Raw genomic sequence first — 18402 nt, forward strand, 5'->3', positions numbered from 1 at the left:
CGACCGTAAGACCGAGGAGGGGTGCTCAGTTTTTCATGTGGGTATTCATCCTGCCATCGGGATGCCCCATTTTGCGATGCTCGAAGCGTTTGGCCCAATCGGTAGCCTGTTTCCATTGCTCGGGGGTGAGCACTCGCTTGATCAACTCGATCTGATCGAGACGCATTGCCAGTAGTTTGGCGCGACCCTGATCAATGCGGGTGCCGATTGCGTCCAGCGCCGCGCGATCACGGCCTTCGAGGGCTGCCTGATGCAAATCCCCGAAATCCTTGCGCAGGGCGCGTCGGGTTTCGATGGACGTCTTGATGTGCTGGTTACGCCATACGGCGATTTCGCTGGCTTGCTTGTCGCTCAGCTTAAGGGCATAGGCGTGTCGTTGGATCATATCCAGCATCGGCATGCCGCCGCCCATATGATGATGCATCATTCCGTGTGCTGGGCGGCAATCCTGCCCGGCGGCATGATTGGGCCAAGGTGGCCCCTGCCGCTGTCCCTGGAGAGAGGTGTCCGCAAATGCAGTAGCGGAAAGCAAAAGACTGCTCAGGCCAATGGCGAGGGCATGACGTTTGAATGAATGAATCATGGGTAGTTCCTCAGTGACAGGGCTATGACGTACTCGCGTCAAGGGCGAACATAGCGCGATGCGCAAGACTGGATGGTTCGAGGATGTTGAGAAGTGTGAGTGGGTTGGGGCGTGGTAACAATTCACAACAATTAATTGATTGGAGAGGCCGCAACGCGGTTTAAAGTACGCAGCCATGAAGAACCAATGCGCATATCGAGGCCCCTGGATGCGGGCGTTACGGCTCAGTGCGGGCTTGTGTTTCCTGCTGGCCGCCACCACGGGGCAGGCGGCCGATCCATTGGGTACCTACAACGGGCTTGGGCAAGGTGCAGGGCGCTTGATCGCGGTACCGGATATGCCGCCGCCACCCATGCCGCTATCGGCAGTGTTGCCACCTGCCTGGCGGGACCATGCGTTGAGTCTGGCCGAGATTAGTTGGCTGGCCTTACGTAACAATCCACGTACGTATGCGGCGTGGGCGCAGTTGCAGGCGCAAGCCGCGTTACTGGGGCAGGCGCGCAGTGCATGGTGGCCGACGCTCAGTCTTTCCGTGCCATTGCAGCGACGTCGCACGACCACGGCTGCGGGCTACGCATTACCGCAGCAGGATACGGCTTCACCGAATCTGAGCCTGTCATTTCTGATCTGGGATTTTGGCCATCGTTCGGCGTTGATCGATCAGGCCAAGGCGAATTTGCAGGCAAGCGAGTTGACCCAGAATGCGACCGTACAATCGGTGCTCTATGGCGTGCAACAGGCGTACTACACCTTGCTCGGAGAGCGTGCATTGCTTGAGGCCTATCAGGCCGCATTGGATGAAAGCAAACAGGCGCTGACGGCAGCTGAGGCTTTACATCGTGCGGGGCAGGCAACGGTTAGTGATTTATATCAGGCGCGTGCTGCACTGGCCCAGGCTCAAGCCAATTTGGCTATGGCAGAGCAAACCCTGACGGGGGATGAAGGGGCCCTCGCCAGTGCCGCCGGGTTACCCTTGAATACGCCCATCCGACTGGCCGCGCTCGACGTGACTGCATCGCCTCGGATGATGCAGTCGGTCGAAGCGTTGATGCAGGCCGCTTTAGCGGCGAATCCTGGCTTGCGCAGCGCGCAATATCAGGTTAGCGCGGCGCATGCCGGGCTCTCGGCAGCCAATCGTAGCGATCTGCCGACGCTGAGCCTGGGCGCCGATCAGGGCTGGCATGCGCAGAATGGTTTCGGGCCGACCCAGCAATACAGTCTCGGTATTACGCTGACGGTGCCGTTGTTCACCGGTTTTCAACATACCTATCAGGTGGCCGAGGCGCATGCCCAGCTCGCCCAGGCGCGTGCATCACTCGAAAGCATCGTCAATACCACGCAGCTATCCGTCTGGCAGGCTTATTACGCATTTCGCAGCGCGACCCTGGCGCTGCCCAGCGCAATGGCACAACAGGAAAACGCGGCTAAGGCGTTGGCCGCGGTGCAGGCACAGTATCGTGTCGGTCTGGCCACCATGCAGGATTTTCTCAGTGCGCAAAGCGTGCTGAGCAGCGCGCGCGTGGCGGTCGTGCGCGATGCGATCAATCGCTATCTGGCATTGGCCGGTTTGAGCAATGCGGTTGGCACGGTGATGCCGCCTGCATTGGGCGCACCGGCACCGTGATGCGGTCTATCAGCAAATTCCGCAGCCTGGGCGTGGACCCCGGGTGCGTTCTGGAGGATTAAGGATGTTGCGAAGATTTGCATGGGGCCTGCCATTGATCGCCCTGGCCCTTGCCGGCTGCGATCAACGGGGAGGGCGGCGACAAGGTCCGATGGCTGGCATGGCGGTGCCTGTTCAGGTCAGCCAGGTCACAACCCGCGACATGCCGGTGACGACCACCTCGGTGGGTACCGTGCAAAGTTTGCACACGGTTACGGTTCGTCCTCAGATCACAGGCATGCTGAGTGCGGTAGCGGTGCATTCTGGCCAGACAGTCAAGGCTGGCGAGATCCTGTTTCGCGTCGACTCGGCACCATTTTCGGCGGCGCTTAAGCAGGCAGAGGCGAAGCTGCGCGGCGACCGTGCGCAGCAGAAATACACGGCCGATCAGGTCGCTGCTCTGCGTCCGTTGGTGGCCAAGGATTACGTGACTCGTCAGAGCTTCGAGCAGGCGCAGGCAACGGCCAGCGCCGCCGCCGCGCTGGTCGAGCAGGATCGCTACGCGCTGGAGACGGCACGCATTCAGCTTGCTTACACCACGATACGTTCACCGATCGCTGGGCGTTTGGGCGCGGTCGATATCAAGGCCGGCAACGTGGTGCAGGCGAATACCAGTACATTGGTCACGATTAATCAGATGAACCCGGTTGAGGTCAATTTCAGCGTGCCGCAATCGCAGCTACCGGCCACGCGCGTGGCGTTGGCGGCGACCCCGGTCGCCGATAACGTCGCTTTATTCCGTGAGGACGATCAGGGCAAGCCGTTGGGCATGGGGCGACTGAGCTTTGTGGACAACACCGTCGATGCTGGCACCGGCACAGTGGCGCTCAGGGCATTGGCGAATAACCCAGAAAATCGTCTCTGGCCGGGGCAATTTGTGGTTGTGCGCCTGACACTGAGCACACTGCAGAACGCGAAAGTTGTGCCGGCGCGCAGCATCCAGCAGGGACAGCGCGGCCCGTTTGTCTATGTGGTTCGTCATAATCACGCCGAGATGCAGCCGGTCAAGCTGGCCTTTATCACCGATGACCTGGCGGTGGTTGATACAGGGTTGGCGGTCGGTGATGCAGTGGTTGACCCGATACCCGCGCGAATGCGTCCCGGCGCCCTGGTTCGCGTGATCGAAAGCCACCCTCGTGGCGAGGCGGCCGGCACCGGACGTAGCGCACGGTTATACCACCCTGAGGCACGCCGTCCTGTTGGGATGCGTGACAAGAACGCGCCATGAATCTTGCCGGCCCCTTCATCCGCCGGCCGGTGATGACCACCGTGCTGACCCTGGCTGCCATCCTGATGGGGTTGCTGGCCTATCGTGCGTTGCCGGTTGCTTTGCTGCCGAGCGTTTCCTTCCCCACGATTATGGTCTCCGCAAGTCTACCGGGGGCGAGCGCCAAGACCATGGCCTCGGCAGTGGCGTCTCCTCTGGAGAATCAGTTCTCCAGTATTCCGGGGCTGTTGTCCATGAGTTCGGAGAGCCGTAACGGCAATACGCGGATCACGCTGCAATTCGATCTCAAGGTCAATATCGACGCTGCCTCGCAGGAGGTGCAGGCGGCGGTCGGGCAGGCCTCCCATTTCCTCCCGCCCAATATGCCGCAGACGCCGCTGGTGCGGCAGGTGAATCCGGCCCAAAGTCCGATTATGTTTATTGGTTTGTCGGCGCCGAACATGCCGTTGTACAAGCTCGATGCCTACGCCGAGCAGCGTTTTGCAACGCAGCTCTCCGGCGTGCCGGGCGTGGCACAGGTGCGTGTTTTCGGTGGCCAGACCTATGCCGTGCGCATTTATCTCAACCCCTATGCATTGGCGGCGAGAAACTTGTCGCTCACGGGTGTCGAGTCGACAATCGGTGCGCTCAACGTCAATCTGCCGCAGGGTACGCTACAGGGCAAGGCGAGCAATTACGACATCAGCGTCGACGGACAGCTCAACGATGCGGCGGCCTACAACCATATGGTGCTTGCCTACAGCAACGGGGCGCCGGTACGGCTTGCAGCCGTTGGCCGAGCCGAAGACAGCGTGCAGCAGAATCTACAGGCGACTTGGATCAACGGCGATCGCGGTATCGTGCTCGCTGTGGTACGCGAACCGGATAGCAATACGGTGGACGTGGCCGCACAGATCCGCACGATGTTGCCAAAACTACAGGCGGCGCTACCTGGCGGCGCCAGCCTGCACATCCTTTATGACAAGTCTCAATACGTGAAGGCCGCCGTGGAGGAAGTGCAGTTCACGCTGCTGTTGGCGAGTGTGCTGGTGGCTTTCGTGATCTGGTTGTTCTTAGGCGACCTGCGTCAGATGTTGGTGGCGGCGGCGGCCATCCCGATTTCGCTGCTCGGTACCTTCGCGGTACTGTCGGCGTTGGGATATAGCCTTAATGTGCTTACCTTGTTGGCACTCACGCTATCGGTAGGCTTTGTGGTCGACGATGCGGTGGTCATGCTGGAGAATATATCGCGCCACCGCGAGGCAGGGTTGACGCCCTTGCGCGCGGCTCTGCTCGGCAGCCGCGAGATCGGTTTTACCGTGTTGTCGATGACCCTGTCGCTGGCGGCGGTGTTCCTGCCGTTGATTTTCATGGGTGGACTGCTCGGGCGCCTGTTCCTCGAATTCGGTGTGACCATCGCGGTGGTCATTCTGGTGTCGGGCGCCGTTTCGCTCAGTTTGACGCCCATGCTGCTCTCGCGGATGCGTTTGCGTGAAAACACGCGGACGCCACGCAGCTCATTCTTCCAACGTGGCTTCGAGTCGTTGACGCGTCTCTATGGTACTAGCCTGGCGTGGTCACTACGTCATCGCGGCTGGGTACTCGGTTTTGCCGGTCTGAGCCTGATTGCAGCGGTTGTCCTGTTCATGTTGGTACAGAAGGCCTTCATACCGAGTGGTGACTCGGGGATGATCATCGCCAACCTGCGCTATCCGGAGGGCATCCCCTTCACGCAGCTCACGCAGGAACAGCATGAGGTGGCCAAGCGTATTCAAGCCAATCCGGCAGTAGCGGTCGTGATGTCCAGCGCTGGTCAGAGTGGCGGCGGTTTCGGCGGGAGTAATGTGGGACGCATCATCATTCACCTCAAACCCGCTGGTGAGCGTGACGACGTTGATGCCGTCATGATGCAATTACGCCGCGAGATGGCACATTTTCCGCTGGTACGCGCCTTCTTCATCCAGCCGCCGGCGATTCAATTGGGCGCGATGTCGAGCAACGCCAATTATCAATTTGTACTGCAAGCGGGTAGTGAATCGCAGCTTGAACAGGCGATCCTTAACTTCGAGCCCGCGCTGCGCGAGATTCCTGGGGTGGTCGGTGTGAATTCGAGTCTCCAACTGAGTAATCCGGAAATCCGCATTCACATCCTGCGTGAGCGCGCGGCGGCGCTAGGCGTGACCCCACAGACCATCGAGAAGACGCTCAATCTAGCCTACGGTGGCGCCACGGTTGGCACCATCTACGGCGCTGCACAGCAATATCAGGTCATTACCCAGCTTGCTCCGGAGTATCAGGCCGATGCCGCCGCGTTGTCGGCGATCTATCTGCCCGGCAACGCAGGCCAATTGGTGCCGCTGCACGCGATCGCGCGGCTCGATTACGGTGTTGGCCCGCTGAGTGTGGAACACTACGGCCAGATGCCTTCGGCAACGGTATCCTTCAACCTGGATCCAGGTGTGTCGCTCGGCGAAGTCACGGGCAAGATACAGGCGTTGGCCAACAAGATCCTGCCAGCTGGGGTGAGCGGGCAGTTCGCCGGTAGCGCGCAGTCCTTCCAGCAATCGTTGGTGAGCTTGCCGATTTTGCTGGTAGTGACCATCCTCGTGATCTATGTGATCCTGGCCATTCTTTACGAACATTTCGTGCATCCGTTGACCATTCTCACGGCGTTGCCGCTGGCCGGATTCGGCGCGCTGCTCTCGCTTTATGTGTTCCGGCAGCCACTCGACCTGTTTAGCTTCGTCGGGGTGATCATGCTGGTCGGATTGGTGAAGAAAAACGGCATCATCATGATCGATTTCGCCATCGAGCGTCGACGAGAGGGTGAAGATGCCTTGGCGGCCATTCATGAAGCCTGCGTGATCCGTTTCCGCCCGATCATGATGACCACCGCAGCGGCCATTCTCGGCACCTTGCCGATTGCGCTGGGATTCGGTTCAGATGCACGGGCGCATATGCCGCTGGGCATCGCCGTTGTGGGTGGGCTGGTATTTTCACAGCTGCTCACCCTGTACGTGACGCCGGCGTTTTACGTCACCGCCGAGCATTGGCTGGAGAGGCGCCAGCCACGGTCAGCATCGTTGACGGAGACTCAGTCCTGACTCGGTGGTCCCTGAGGTTGCATGTCCAGTGGGTAGGTTGAGAACGCCCGGTGCAAGGTGTCTAGGTGTCCGACCAAGGCCTTGAGCAAGCTGTCGGATATCGAGCTGTTGCTCGTATTGAGAGCGACGAAGGCCTGTTCGAGATTACCGGAAGCGGCCTTGAGTGGCGGTGAAATAAGGGGGTTTTCGAAGGCGGCAACGGATTTGCGCAGAGCCGCAATCGCCGCGGCCCGGTTGGGCACGGCGAGCGCGTGCTGCGCCTGGGTCAGATATTTGCGCGCGCGTTTAACCACATCGTTGCTGCCCAGGTCATCCAGAGCATAAAACAGGTGATTGAAAAACGGTTGGACCTGTTGATTGTCTTCGAAGTGCATTTTTGCGCGCATGGCTCTGGCCATGGCCAGAAATTCCGCGCCCGGCATGCGCGAACGAATCAGTTCAAGCATGATCTGCACCTTGGTCAGATCGGCATCGAGCCCGATGACATTTTTGTCGTGCAGCGCGGCCCGCGCTTCGACGGCATCAGCCATTGCTTGCGCGGCATAGATCTGCATGCGGTTGAGCGCAGCGACACGCGGGTTTAGGGTCGGGGCCTGGACCGATTGCATATCGGGAGTCGAGCTTGCGGTGGGCAGCGCGGCGCTAGCGCCTACGGCATGCAATAGGGTGAGTGGCAACAGGAATCGCAGATACCTGCGCAGGTGATGGTGGGATGGGGCCAAAGCAGTTTCTCCTCGGAACATTGGGATTGCGGCGACCTTAATCGCAGATGCACACGATACGGTATTCCGGTGTATTCGGGGAGCCATCGGTCCAGCGCAGGTAGAAGCGCAAGGTTTCCCCTGGCCGTGACGTCCAGTCTGGATCGATAGGGTAGGTCGAGTAAAGGCTTGCCGACAGGCGAGTGATGCGCGTGCGCCCAATCGTGATGGCTCCAGATCAAGGTGGTGTCATGCGATAACAGTAGCTTCAGCCGACAACCAGGGGGGATTCGTCCGATGGGTGCCGATAGCGTCCAGAAACGGATATCTGAATGCGCTCGCACCCCCTGATACCGCGCCCAGACCGGTCCGGGGCGATCTACCGGGCGCCCCCGCGCGCGCGCGGCGGCGAGCTTGATGAATTCGGCGTGCGCCCAGGCGAGCGGCATGGCCGAACCCGTGGGTCGATAGGGTACGAGTCCCCAATCAGGGCGGGCGGTATCGTCCCATATTTGCTCGGGTAGCATTCCTCCGGGGCTCGCACTCGCGGCCATGGTGTGCAGAAGCGCTGACGGATCCCCGCCGTTGGCGAGTTCGTAATGGCCGCGTTCGCCGGCGAGTAGCGGCCAAGGCCGCCCCTTACCCGTGCCGTCGAACGGACTGCCGTCGGCGTGTTCGCCATATCCATCCTCGTTGTAACGATACCAGGCTGGACCCTGGGGCGTTTCGATGCGCAATAGCCGGTCGGCCAATTGCAGACTGTCTCGTATTAGCGGATCGTCGGCGCGGCGCAGTCCGTAACGCACCAATTGCAGAAAATCGAGACTGACGTGTCCATCTGCCGTGAGGGTGGGCTGGGGGTCACGATTATTCACGATAATCGCCTCACGCATCGCTTCGCGATGTTGTAAGACCCCGCGAGGCCCGACGCGAACATAGTGCGCGGCAATGCCATGGTTTCTGCCGAGCTCGCTGTCATGGGCGACAGTCCAATCCTCGATTTGGGCATTCCAGCTGTCGGCTAGCGTGAGCGCCAGATCGCGTTCCGCCGGAGGCAGGTATTCGGCACCGACCACCAGACTTGCGACCATTACCGCCAGTGTGAAAGGGCTTAGGCCGCAGTCTTCCTCCCAGCGATCCTGATCGCTGACGGGGCCGTTGAGGGCGATAAAACCGAGCGCGCGCCGAATCATATCCTGCGGTCGAATATCGCCGAGAGCCTCGTGTTCGTCGAGAGCGCCAGCGAGCAAGATCGGAAAGGCGGTTTCGTCGAGTTGAAGCCCCTGCCAGTAGGCTCGACCGCCGAGCCATTGATTCTGATTCCAGTGTCCATCGGCATGCTGGTTGGCGATCAGATAGCGCAGGTTGGCGCGGGCATCCTCATGCGCGCCAAGTGTGAGCAGCGCTCCTGCCGTTTCAACGAGATCTCGTGGCCAAACCAGATGGTAGCCACCCTCGCGTTCTCTCGTCTCTCCCCAGGGGATACTCAAGCTGGCCACCACTGCACCTGGATAGGTCTTGTCTTCGTGCACCTTGACGACCATAGCGGAGGTGCGTAGCAGATTGAATAATTCTGGCTCCAAGGTGTTGACTTCGGGGAATTGAGCTTCCCAGACCTGATGCCAGGCATCCCATTGAGCGCAGCAGTGCTCGACTACACGCGCATACGAATGGCTCAGGCTGGCGAAGGCGAGCGTGGCGGCGGAGCGTCGTCCGCTGCCAAAGCCCAACGCGAGCACCGCGTGTCTGGGAAGTTCACCAGTGAGGGCGACATTGCCGGGACCGGCATGCGTATATGCCCAACGCATAGACCCATGGCGAGAGAAATCCTGCCACCCGTCGTTCTCGCCGACGTAGCCGACGGCGCCGCGTACGAAGGCATCGTTGCCTCGTTCGTCGCGAGCAACCAGAGCGAGGGCGAAAGGGCCCTGATTGGCCCACAGGACGCGACGCCCATGATATTCGTCATACCAAGCCTCGTTATGGTTATCACTACCGCCCAATCTGGGGGCGAGCAGTACGTAAGGCCGTAATCCAGGGTCGCCTTCGAGGGCGACTTCAAGCATCAATACGTCTCGACGAGGGTCAGGGCAGACGCCGATTCGCAGCGTGAATCGCGGGTGGCGGTGAATCAGGGTGACGACGGGTGCGCCTGCGCCACAAGACGCGATCTCGTAGTTGTCATGCTGCTTAATTTCGACCCAGAAACCTTCGTCGTCGGCAATCATGAAGCCGAGATCGCGGATTTGTGGAATGTCGACGCGAGGATAATAGACTTCGTTGACGATGCCCTGACCCAGCGTATACCAGAGTCGAGGAGAACCCAGCGCGCAACCGATCATATCCTTGCGGCTTGCACTCCAGGTGGCCGGGATACCGGGCCCACCGGGGGGCTCGCTCATGAGGTGATCTCCTGGTGATGACGTTCATGACGGAAGCCATGATGGCGATGTGCCGGTAGCGGCTCAGATATGACAGCTCAGATAGGGCGCCGCCAAGGCCGGACTGTGTTCCTGGAAATTCCACCGTTGGTCCAAGTCGATTCCTTTGTCGTAAGCGGTTCGATCTTTGATCGCTAATGTTGCAGCTACGGTAATCGCGACATGACCGATGTAACCGCAATTCCAAGCAGCTCGAAATCCGATTGGCGAAGCGTTGTGCGAGGGCGTTTTGCACCATTTCATTAGCGAGATAGTGGCCGATGCGAAAGCGTTGGGATTCGTGGAAGTGTGTGCCAATGGCTTCATTGATGATGCAAAAACTAGCGAGATCATGACCGATGGGTTTTGCCATGAGGAGACGAGCATGTCTGCAGTAGTAGGCAAGCCCGGTCCCGCCAAGTGTGCCATGGGGATGAATAATTTGGGGGTGTGCCCAGGTGGGCAATGGCTTCGGCGTAGTGGCTCCATACCTTTTGCCTTCGGCGAGTGAGGTCATCAGGGCGCTGTAGGTTTCGGCGGCAGGCAAATAGCCAGTTAGATAATCTATGTGGGTGTGGCAATCCGCTTACATTGGGTCGCTCACATCGAGCCCTTGGGAATATTCGCAAGAAGCGTTCGCGGTCTGCACCGAACGGGTCAACACCCATCAGGCGAAGGTATCCCGGCAGTGCGTGACGCCGAAACAGGGCGAACAGCGTAGGTATTACCAAGCGTCCCGCAATATCGTCCGGGCCCAAAACATATCTCAGCGTAAGGATTGGCATCGTCGGTGCCGTGGCGCTGCCCATTTATTTGTCTGGTGAGGTGTCTTGTATTCCCCAGGACGTATGGAAGCTACCGCTCCGGTCAAGTCGCTCATAGGTGTGGGCGCCGAAATAATCGCGCTGCGCCTGGATGAGATTGGCGGGCAGTCGGGCGCTGCGCCAACTGTCGTAGTAGGCCAATGCAGCGGAAAAGGCCGGCAAGGGAATACCACCTTGCGCACCCTGAGCCACTACAGCGCGCAGGTCGGATTCCAGTCCTCCAAGGCGTTGGGCGATGGCTGGAGAAAAAATGGGATTGGTCATGTGCGCACCGTGTTTGTAGGTCTCGGCGAAATGCTCGAGCAGACCGGCGCGAATGATGCAACCACCTCGCCAGATACGCGCGACGGTGGCGAGCGGGGTATCGTAACCATAGGCTGTGTTCGCCGCGGCGATGAGGTGCATACCTTGCGCATAGGATAGGGTGATCGCGGCTTCAAGCGCGCCTGCCACGCGCGCCTGCAAGGTGTCCGGTGAGGTCGAGAGGGGGCCGGGGAGTAGACGCGAAGCCAATTGACGCTCTTCGTAGTAACCCGAGAGGCCACGAGCGCTGACTGCGGCATCGATTACAGGTGTCGGTACACCCAGATCGAATGCCGCTTCACTGGTCCAGCGACCGGTCCCTTTCTGCCCCGCCTTGTCTCGAATACGGTCGAGCAGGGGACCTGCGCCGTTATCATCCGGCTGGATCAGGATGTCGGCGGTAATCTCGATGAGATAGGACGACAACGGGCCTTCACGCCAGGATGCGAACAGGTGGTGCAGATGCGCGTTGTCCAGGCCGCCGCCCCGGTGCAGCAGGTCGTAAATTTCGGCGATGAGTTGCATGAGGGCATATTCGATGCCGTTGTGTACCATTTTCACGAAATGGCCGGCACCTCCGCTGCCCATCCAGGCCACGCACGGTGCGCCATCGGACGCGACGGCGGCAGCCGGTTCGAGAAGTGGGCGGATGTGATTCCAGGCAGCCGCTTCGCCGCCAGGCATCATGCTTGGTCCATGACGTGCGCCGGATTCGCCTCCGGAAACACCCATGCCGATGAAATGCAGTCCCTGATCCGACAGGCGACGTAGTCGGCGCTCGGTATCGGGGTAATGAGAATTGCCACCGTCGATGATGATATCGCCGGCACGTAGATGTTTTTCGAGCTGATCCAGGGCGCTGTCGACGACGCCGGCGGGTACCAACATTAGGACAATACGTGGAGTGCCGAGTGATCGGCTGAAGGTTTCAAGATCGGCGCTGCCGATAGCCAGTCCGGGTTGGCCGAGTTCGCTAGCGGCGCGTTGTGTGAAGCCTTCGGCCTTGCGTGGGTCCGGGTCGTAACCGGCTACGCGGGCACCATGGCTCGCAAGATTGAGGCCGAGATTCGCGCCCATGACACCTAGGCCAACGACGCCGATGTCAAATGGTGAAGTCGCCATGCGCTACCTCCGTTGAGATGCGGGATCGGGTCGCTTTGTCTTACGGGTCTTTCCGTACGTCTAGATAAGCCGCTGGTTGGAGGGAGCCCCCGAGCGCGAAGTGCTCGGGGGGCGGGCCGGTTGTTACTTGGGTAGGGTGATCGCGGTAAACAAGGGCATTTTATCGCGCAGGATCAGAATCGGTATTGGACGGCCAGCCGGTGCCTCGCGCACTAGGCGATTGAGCTCGGTTGATGAGCTGACGCGGTGACGGTCGAAATCAAGAATGATATCGCCAATCTGGAGGCCGCTTTGGGCGGCCACGCCATTCGGGTTCATGGCCTTGATGACCACTGCATCGTGTTTGAGTCCGAGCTCGCCGAGTTGATCGTGCGGGATTGTCTCCGTGGCAATGCCCATGCGGCCATGCCCATTTTCGACTGGCGCTTTTTCGCTGGCTTGTTTCAGTTGCTGCTCGTTCAATTTCCCGATCTTGACCTTCAGGGTCATGTGTTTCCCGTCGCGCAGAATTTCGACCGGGACCACGGTGCCGATCGGTGTGCTGCCGACGAGCGGTGGCAAGTCGCCGGAACGCTTCACCGGCTTGCCGTCGAAATCGAGAATGATGTCGCCGGACTTGAACCCAGCCTTCGCGGCAGGGCTATTGGGTTCGACCTGAGCCACCAGGGCGCCGATCGGCTGTTGCAGGCCAAAGGACTGTGCGAGCGACTGATCCATTCCCTGAACCATGACGCCGAGCCAGCCGTAACTCACCTTGCCGTGTGCCTTGATCTGATCGATGACGTCCTTGACGATATTGATTGGTATCGCAAAAGACAGCCCCATGAAGCCGCCGGAATTGGTATAGATTTGCGAATTGACACCGACGACCTGGCCTTGGAGATTGAGCAGCGGGCCGCCGGAATTGCCTGGATTGACCGCCGCGTCAGTCTGGATGAAGGGCACGTAGTTTTCATCCGGCAGATTGCGCGAGAGGGCACTGATGATGCCCTGGGTCGCGGTGTAATCGAAGCCGAAGGGGTTGCCGATGGCCAGAATCCACTGACCGACCTGCAGCTGGTTGGAATTTCCTAATGGCAACGTGGGCAAGTCTTTGGCGTCAATCTTCAGTAAAGCAAGGTCGGTTCGCTTGTCCATGCCGATGACCTTGGCCGTGTACTCATGCCTATCCAGCAGACGTACTTTGAGCTCGGTGTCGCCGACGACGACGTGCCGATTGGTCACGATATAGCCGTTCGACGAGATGATGAAACCGGAGCCGAGAATTCGCTCCTTGCTCTCGAATGGCTGGTCGAAGGGATTGTTTGGCCCGAAAAAGTGCTTGAAGAATTGGCGGAACGGACTGTTAGGCGGCAAATCAGGCATGGCCTGTTGTTGCTGTTGCTGCTCACTCGCGCCGCTCTTGATGATGCGTACACCGGTGATGCTGACGACCGCAGGGGCTGCCTTGTGAACCAGCTGCGTAAAGTCCGGCAGGCCGCTCAGTTGAGGGGCCGTGGCTGTGCTCGATTGCGCTGCAGACGGCGCATGGCTGCTGTCCGAGGAATCCTGGGCACAGGCCTGAGTGGTGAGCGCGAGCAGCGCGACGAGCGAAAGGGATAACCAGCGGCGGGTCTGATGGATATTGGTATGATTCATGAGCGACTTCCGTTTCCTGCGGTCAAGTTCCTGCCAACCAGGGCGAGAGCAAGCACATATATAGTTGAAAATGTGGTAGCGCTACTTGCCTGTGATTTATGACTACCACGTATGGGCCGAGTTCCTGTGCCCGCAAACAGGATAGCCCATCTGGCGGGCGACCTGCACGCGACCCCAGTCGAATGAGGGGGTAATTCGCAGGATCAAATGCCCCGCGTTAAGCCTGTGTGAAGTTCGTCTAGATCCAAGGCGCACTTGATGATGGCAGGCCGGCGCGCTTAGGGATTCAAAATAAATCGCAACTGTCTCGCGAATCGATTCGTGGCAGGTGTATCAGTCTGCCTTATCCCACGGGTAGGTAAAAATATGTAAAAGCTCGATTCAGTGGGATTGTGCGGCAATTGCCCGTATCAGCCGTCGCTTCAGCCAGTGTCGCGCGGGCGGAAATCCACCAAGCGCCAGACCGCTAGCGAAGGCCAGAAGCAATGGTCTGGATGCAGGTTCGAGCAGGCGTAACGGCCAGGGTTCGCGGCGTGCTACGGCGCGTAGACGCTGACGTGCGATCCTCAGCGAATCCGGCGGCTGGCCAGCCATCCAACTCCCCCCGCCGATAGCAGCAATACGCTCCCTGTGAGCAGCAATGCGGCAACCGGTCCAAGATAAGCGGTCAACCAACGTTCGAAACCCCAAGCGAGCAGCAGCAGGCCAGCGAGTAACAGACAGGCGGCCACGAGGCTGAGCCAGAGCGCAACCCCGAGGCGCATGATTGCCACCCGGAGGGATTGACCCTCAAGGTGCAGTAGATCGAGCAGTGACAGCAGCCACTCGGTGAGGTAATTCAGCGCCGCCCCCCAAGGTCGAGGAGTTTGGCTAGCACGAAGCCGACGCCGAAGGATACGAGCAGGCTGGTTAAGGGCCGCTCGCCAACCTGTTTCTCGAAGGCATCGTAGTATTCGCGACCTTGTTCGCCGGCTTGACTGGCTTGCTGCTTGAGTCGCTCACGCGCCTGGGCGACACCGGCCTTGACCTGCGCCCGCGCCTCGTCCGCACGCCCGCCGGCGATATCCTTGAGCGCGCGGGTGAGTTCAGCGACATCCTGGCGTAGCTTGCCCAGATCTTCGCGAATGATGTTGATTTCGTCCTTGGGACTGTCTGCCATGGCATTACCTCATGCGGTGTGTGCCGAGCCTGGATGATTGGCGGGTATCGAGTATTTGATAGTCTAGGGCAAACCGTCGTTTGCCACCTGATTGTTTATGCCTGCATGGCTGACGGTCGCCAAGATAACCCTGAAAAGAGTAGTTCAATTGGGCATGACATGGAATTCGGCGTGATTTATCCCAGGCGCGTGTAAGCGGTCAGTGCGTTGTCTCCGTGTAGGATATCTGCGGGCGCACCATGGGAAACCACGCGCCCATGCTCGATCACATAAACCTCATCCATGTGTCGCAAGGCATGAGGGCGATGCGTAATCAACAATACGCTGCGGCCATCCATGGCTGATTCGATGGCGTCGAGTACGTGCGCTTCCGCATCGGCATCCAAACCTTCGGTGGGCTCATCCAGGATCAGGAATGGAGCGTCCTTGAGCAAAGCGCGGGCGATGGCGACGCGACGCGCTTGTCCGCCCGAAAGACGTATGCCGGCTTCACCGACGAAGGTGTCATAGCCCGCTGGGAAACCCATGATTTCGTCATGGATGCGGGCTTGTTTGGCCGCAGCCATGATCTGCACCTCGTCAGCATCCGGGCGGGCCAACAGCAGATTGCCACGAATGGTGGTATTGAACAGGTGTGTGCGCTGCGAGACGACGGCGCAGAAGCGGCGTAAATCCTCGCCGCTGTATTCGCGCAATTCGCGCCCGCCCAACATAATACTGCCATCTTGGTAATCCCAAAAGCGCATCAACAGATTGATCAAGGTGGTTTTGCCTGAGCCAGTAGCGCCAATGAGGGCGACACGATGTCCGGCCGGCAGGGTGAGATCGAATCCGTTCAGTGCCCAGTTGGCATCGTCGGCATAGCGCATCCGCACGCCCTTGCAGTGCAAATCGGCTGTACTTGGGCGAGGGGCCGGTACTGCCGGGTCCTCGACTTGGGGGCAGGTATCGATGATTTCGAAGATGCGCCGGGCGGCGGCGAGTGTTTCGCCCAGATTCTGGAAGGCGAGCGGTAGACCGCTGACGGTTTCGAAACTGGCCATGACGAAGAGGGCAATCATCGCTAGGTCCGGCCCGCTAAGCATTCCTTGATTGACCAGAGGAATGGCAATCAATAAGGCAAACCAGATCGACAGTTGTGTGATCCACCCGTTGCCGGCGGTGGCAAGGCCGGTAATTCGACTGAGTTTGTGCTGCTGATCGATTAGCGCATGGGTGAGTTCGCCGACGCGTTCGATTTGCCGCCCAGAGGCGCCGTACACGCGCAGCTCGCCCTGGCCCTGGATACCATCGACCACGCTAGCCCGTAGTGTCGAACGCACCTCGACGGCTTTTCCGCCTGGTCGCTTGCCGGCACGATGGGCCAAATAGGGAATGCCGATACCGGAAAGGATAAGGCCCGCCAGATTGATCAGCGCGACGGGGAAACTGAAGACGGCCATGAAACCAAACAGTATGGCCACTCCGATCAGGGCCGCGACGCTGGGGGCCAGAACGCGCAGGTAGAAATTATCGAGCGTATCGATGTCGGCGCGAATCCGGCTGAGCAGATCGCCGCCACGATAATACTGGATACGGGCAGGGGCTAGCGGCTCCAGATGTTCGTAAAACCAGACACGTAGATGGGCGAGTAGGCGGAGGGTGGCCTCATGGGTGACCAGTCGTTCCAGATAGCGTCCGCCTGTGCGCAGAATAGCCAGTCCACGGATTCCAGCTGCCGGGGTGAAATAGTCCATGCTGACGTGGGCAAGGCCTGCGGCGGCCATGGCGGTAATGAACCAACCAGAGAGTGCAAGCAGGCCGATATTGGCCAGCATCACGACCAGGCTCAGGGCAATACCCGCGAGCATCCAGCGGGTATATGGGGCGAAAAGACCTAATAGGCGGCGCAGGTCTTTCATGCGGCACTTCCCTCATAGGCGTGGCATAGACGTGCGTAAAGACCGTCATCAATGATCAGTTGGTCATGCGTGCCGCTCTCGACGAGCTGCCCGTTGTCGAGGACTAATATGCGATCAGCACGGCGCACGGTTTCCAGCCGATGCGCGATGCTTAATACGGTTCGTCCTTGCGCGAGACGCTCAACGGCATGGGTGATCAGACGCTCGCTGTCTGGGTCGAGGCTGGCGGTAGGTTCGTCGAGGATGAGCAGCGGGGCATTTTTGAGGAAGGCTCGTGCCAGTGCGATACGTTGGATCTGACCGCCGGATAAGCCTTGTCCACGGTCGCCGACGCGTGTGTCGTAACCGTGTGGCAACTGGCGGATAAAGGTGTCTGCGTGCGCCTGCTCAGCGGCCTCGCGCACGGCGGTCATGTCTGCGCCGGTATTACCCAGTCGGATATTGTCGAGCACACTGCCATGAAACAGTGTCGGGCGTTGCGGCACCCAGGCCAGATGACGCAACCAATCGTCGGGTGCGAGGGTATGCAGAGGCATACCGTTCACATAGATCGTGCCTGAATTGGGCTGCAGAAAGCCGAGCACCAGCTGGATCACGGTGCTCTTGCCCGCACCACTGGGGCCCACCATCGCGACTCGTTCGCCGGCCTCAAGCCTGAAATCAAGTTTACTGAGCACGGGTACTTCGCTGGTATAGGCGAAATCGACGCACTCGAAGCGTAGGTCGATCGCGCCTTCCCTCGCGAGCGCGCCGCTGCCGCTTGCCGGCGCCGGAGGCGTGGCCTCCATCAATTCGACCATGCGTTCTGCGGCGCCGATGGCTTCCATGCGGGCGTGGTATTGCGTGCCCATGTTGCGCAACGGCAGGTAGAACTCCGGGGCAAGCAGCAGCACGAAGAAGCCGGGCAGATAGTGGATGTCGCCATAGAGCAAACGGAAGCCGATGAATACAGCAACCATCGCGATACTCAGCGTGGCGAGAAATTCCAGCGCCAACGAGGATAGGAAAGCGACGCGTAGTACCGCCATTGTGCTCTGCCGGTATTGGTCTGAGATGCGGGCAATGACCTCAGCTTCGGCACGACTAGCGTTGAATAGTTTGAGCGTGGTCAAGCCTTCGATCATATCCAGGAAGTGGGCGCTCATGCGTGCGAGCCTGCGCCACTGTCGCTGATTCAGTCGTTCGGCGCCCTTGCCGATGATGATCATGAAGACGGGGATCAAGGGTGCGGTGAGCACCATGATCAACCCGGACACCCAATCGGCCGGGAACACGAAAACGAGGATCGAAAATGGAATCAGGGCAGCCAATGCCGATTGCGGGAGATACAGTGCATAGTATTTTTCCAGTGACTCGACGCCATCCACCAAGGTGTTGGCGAGTTCGCCGCTGCGTTGCGTACGCGTCCATGCCGGGCCGAGCGTCTCCACGCGCTGATAGAGCATCGCACGCAGGTGGCGCTTAATGCGCGAGGCGATCGAGAAGGCCGCGGATTCCGAAAACACCGCGACAAGGGCACGCAGCGCGAACACGCCGAGCAGGGCCGCGAGTGGCGTGGAGATTGCGGCCATTTCCTGTCCTCGGATTGCCACCGCATCGACGATCCGTGCGAGTAGCCAGGCCTGCAGGATGATCAGGAATCCGGCGAGCAGGCCGAGACCTACGGTGAGCGTTACGGGAAGCCGGACCAGCGGGGCGTATTGTCTGAGCCAGCGATCCAGGGCCTTGCCGGCTTCGCGAGTTCTGGGGGCTTGCGCGTTCGTCATGGGATTTTGTG

Annotated in this window: 12 protein-coding genes and 1 pseudogene; 3 read left to right on the forward strand and 10 right to left on the reverse strand. The window is 59.7% G+C overall.

The window, feature by feature from the left end:
- Positions 1 to 25 precede the first annotated feature (25 nt).
- Positions 26 to 583, reverse strand: a complete 558-nt coding sequence (locus tag BI364_RS07965; protein ID WP_156782670.1) for a hypothetical protein — start codon at positions 581 to 583, stop codon at positions 26 to 28.
- A 175-nt stretch (positions 584 to 758) separates the two neighbouring features.
- Between BI364_RS07965 and BI364_RS07970 the strand changes: the two genes are divergently transcribed.
- The 3 genes from BI364_RS07970 (at position 759) to BI364_RS07980 (ending at position 6557) form a co-directional block, all read left to right on the forward strand.
- Entirely contained in the window at positions 759 to 2207 is a 1449-nt protein-coding gene (locus BI364_RS07970; RefSeq protein ID WP_083251248.1) for a TolC family protein, read from the forward strand.
- 64 nt (positions 2208 to 2271) lie between these two features.
- A complete protein-coding gene (locus BI364_RS07975) occupies positions 2272 to 3474 on the forward strand; it encodes an efflux RND transporter periplasmic adaptor subunit (RefSeq protein ID WP_083251249.1) in 1203 nt (400 codons plus the stop codon).
- Positions 3471 to 6557 (forward strand): efflux RND transporter permease subunit, encoded by a 3087-nt coding sequence (locus BI364_RS07980; protein WP_070078286.1) that lies wholly within the window; start codon positions 3471 to 3473, stop codon positions 6555 to 6557. The genes BI364_RS07975 and BI364_RS07980 overlap by 4 nt, the downstream gene beginning before the upstream one ends.
- Here BI364_RS07980 and BI364_RS07985 read toward each other — a convergent pair.
- From BI364_RS07985 to cydD, 9 genes and pseudogenes are all read right to left on the reverse strand, one after another.
- On the reverse strand, positions 6548 to 7165 hold the full coding sequence (locus tag BI364_RS07985; RefSeq protein ID WP_197495962.1) for a hypothetical protein: 618 nt from the start codon (positions 7163 to 7165) through the stop codon (positions 6548 to 6550). The two genes, BI364_RS07980 and BI364_RS07985, sit on opposite strands and share 10 nt — an antisense overlap.
- 41 nt (positions 7166 to 7206) lie before the next feature.
- Positions 7207 to 9660, reverse strand: a complete 2454-nt coding sequence (locus BI364_RS07990) for a glycoside hydrolase family 15 protein (RefSeq protein WP_070078288.1) — start codon at positions 9658 to 9660, stop codon at positions 7207 to 7209.
- Between the two features lie 277 nt (positions 9661 to 9937).
- A pseudogene (locus tag BI364_RS19140) lies at positions 9938 to 10246 on the reverse strand (hypothetical protein); the annotation flags it as partial.
- 241 nt (positions 10247 to 10487) lie between these two features.
- The gene (gene gndA, locus BI364_RS08000; protein WP_070078290.1) at positions 10488 to 11927 is read right to left on the reverse strand and encodes an NADP-dependent phosphogluconate dehydrogenase; all 1440 of its coding nucleotides are present in this window, start codon (positions 11925 to 11927) and stop codon (positions 10488 to 10490) included.
- A gap of 123 nt (positions 11928 to 12050) precedes the next feature.
- Positions 12051 to 13565 (reverse strand): DegQ family serine endoprotease, encoded by a 1515-nt coding sequence (locus BI364_RS08005; RefSeq protein ID WP_083251251.1) that lies wholly within the window; start codon positions 13563 to 13565, stop codon positions 12051 to 12053.
- A 566-nt stretch (positions 13566 to 14131) separates the two neighbouring features.
- A complete protein-coding gene (locus BI364_RS08010; protein WP_070078291.1) occupies positions 14132 to 14329 on the reverse strand; it encodes a hypothetical protein in 198 nt (65 codons plus the stop codon).
- A gap of 74 nt (positions 14330 to 14403) precedes the next feature.
- The gene (locus tag BI364_RS08015) at positions 14404 to 14724 is read right to left on the reverse strand and encodes a DUF883 family protein (protein WP_070078292.1); all 321 of its coding nucleotides are present in this window, start codon (positions 14722 to 14724) and stop codon (positions 14404 to 14406) included.
- Between the two features lie 176 nt (positions 14725 to 14900).
- The gene (gene cydC, locus BI364_RS08020) at positions 14901 to 16625 is read right to left on the reverse strand and encodes a thiol reductant ABC exporter subunit CydC (protein WP_070078293.1); all 1725 of its coding nucleotides are present in this window, start codon (positions 16623 to 16625) and stop codon (positions 14901 to 14903) included.
- Entirely contained in the window at positions 16622 to 18391 is a 1770-nt protein-coding gene (cydD, locus tag BI364_RS08025) for a thiol reductant ABC exporter subunit CydD (protein WP_070078294.1), read from the reverse strand. Before cydD ends, cydC begins: the two co-directional genes overlap by 4 nt.
- Positions 18392 to 18402 lie beyond the last annotated feature (11 nt).

The sequence above is a fragment of the Acidihalobacter yilgarnensis genome, from assembly GCF_001753245.1.
GTDB classification, from domain to species: domain Bacteria; phylum Pseudomonadota; class Gammaproteobacteria; order DSM-5130; family Acidihalobacteraceae; genus Acidihalobacter; species Acidihalobacter yilgarnensis.

Excerpts from the sequence above, each read along its gene's own strand:
- BI364_RS07965 (WP_156782670.1), bottom strand. The coding sequence starts at position 583 with ATGATTCATTCATTCAAACGTCATGCCCTCGCCATTGGCCTGAGCAGT.
- BI364_RS07970 (WP_083251248.1), top strand. The coding sequence starts at position 759 with ATGAAGAACCAATGCGCATATCGAGGCCCCTGGATGCGGGCGTTACGG.
- BI364_RS07975 (WP_083251249.1), top strand. The coding sequence starts at position 2,272 with ATGTTGCGAAGATTTGCATGGGGCCTGCCATTGATCGCCCTGGCCCTT.
- BI364_RS07980 (WP_070078286.1), top strand. The coding sequence starts at position 3,471 with ATGAATCTTGCCGGCCCCTTCATCCGCCGGCCGGTGATGACCACCGTG.
- BI364_RS07985 (WP_197495962.1), bottom strand. The coding sequence starts at position 7,165 with ATGCAATCGGTCCAGGCCCCGACCCTAAACCCGCGTGTCGCTGCGCTC.
- BI364_RS07990 (WP_070078288.1), bottom strand. The coding sequence starts at position 9,660 with ATGAGCGAGCCCCCCGGTGGGCCCGGTATCCCGGCCACCTGGAGTGCA.
- gndA (WP_070078290.1), bottom strand. The coding sequence starts at position 11,927 with ATGGCGACTTCACCATTTGACATCGGCGTCGTTGGCCTAGGTGTCATG.
- BI364_RS08005 (WP_083251251.1), bottom strand. The coding sequence starts at position 13,565 with ATGAATCATACCAATATCCATCAGACCCGCCGCTGGTTATCCCTTTCG.
- BI364_RS08010 (WP_070078291.1), bottom strand. The coding sequence starts at position 14,329 with ATGCGCCTCGGGGTTGCGCTCTGGCTCAGCCTCGTGGCCGCCTGTCTG.
- BI364_RS08015 (WP_070078292.1), bottom strand. The coding sequence starts at position 14,724 with ATGGCAGACAGTCCCAAGGACGAAATCAACATCATTCGCGAAGATCTG.
- cydC (WP_070078293.1), bottom strand. The coding sequence starts at position 16,625 with ATGAAAGACCTGCGCCGCCTATTAGGTCTTTTCGCCCCATATACCCGC.
- cydD (WP_070078294.1), bottom strand. The coding sequence starts at position 18,391 with ATGACGAACGCGCAAGCCCCCAGAACTCGCGAAGCCGGCAAGGCCCTG.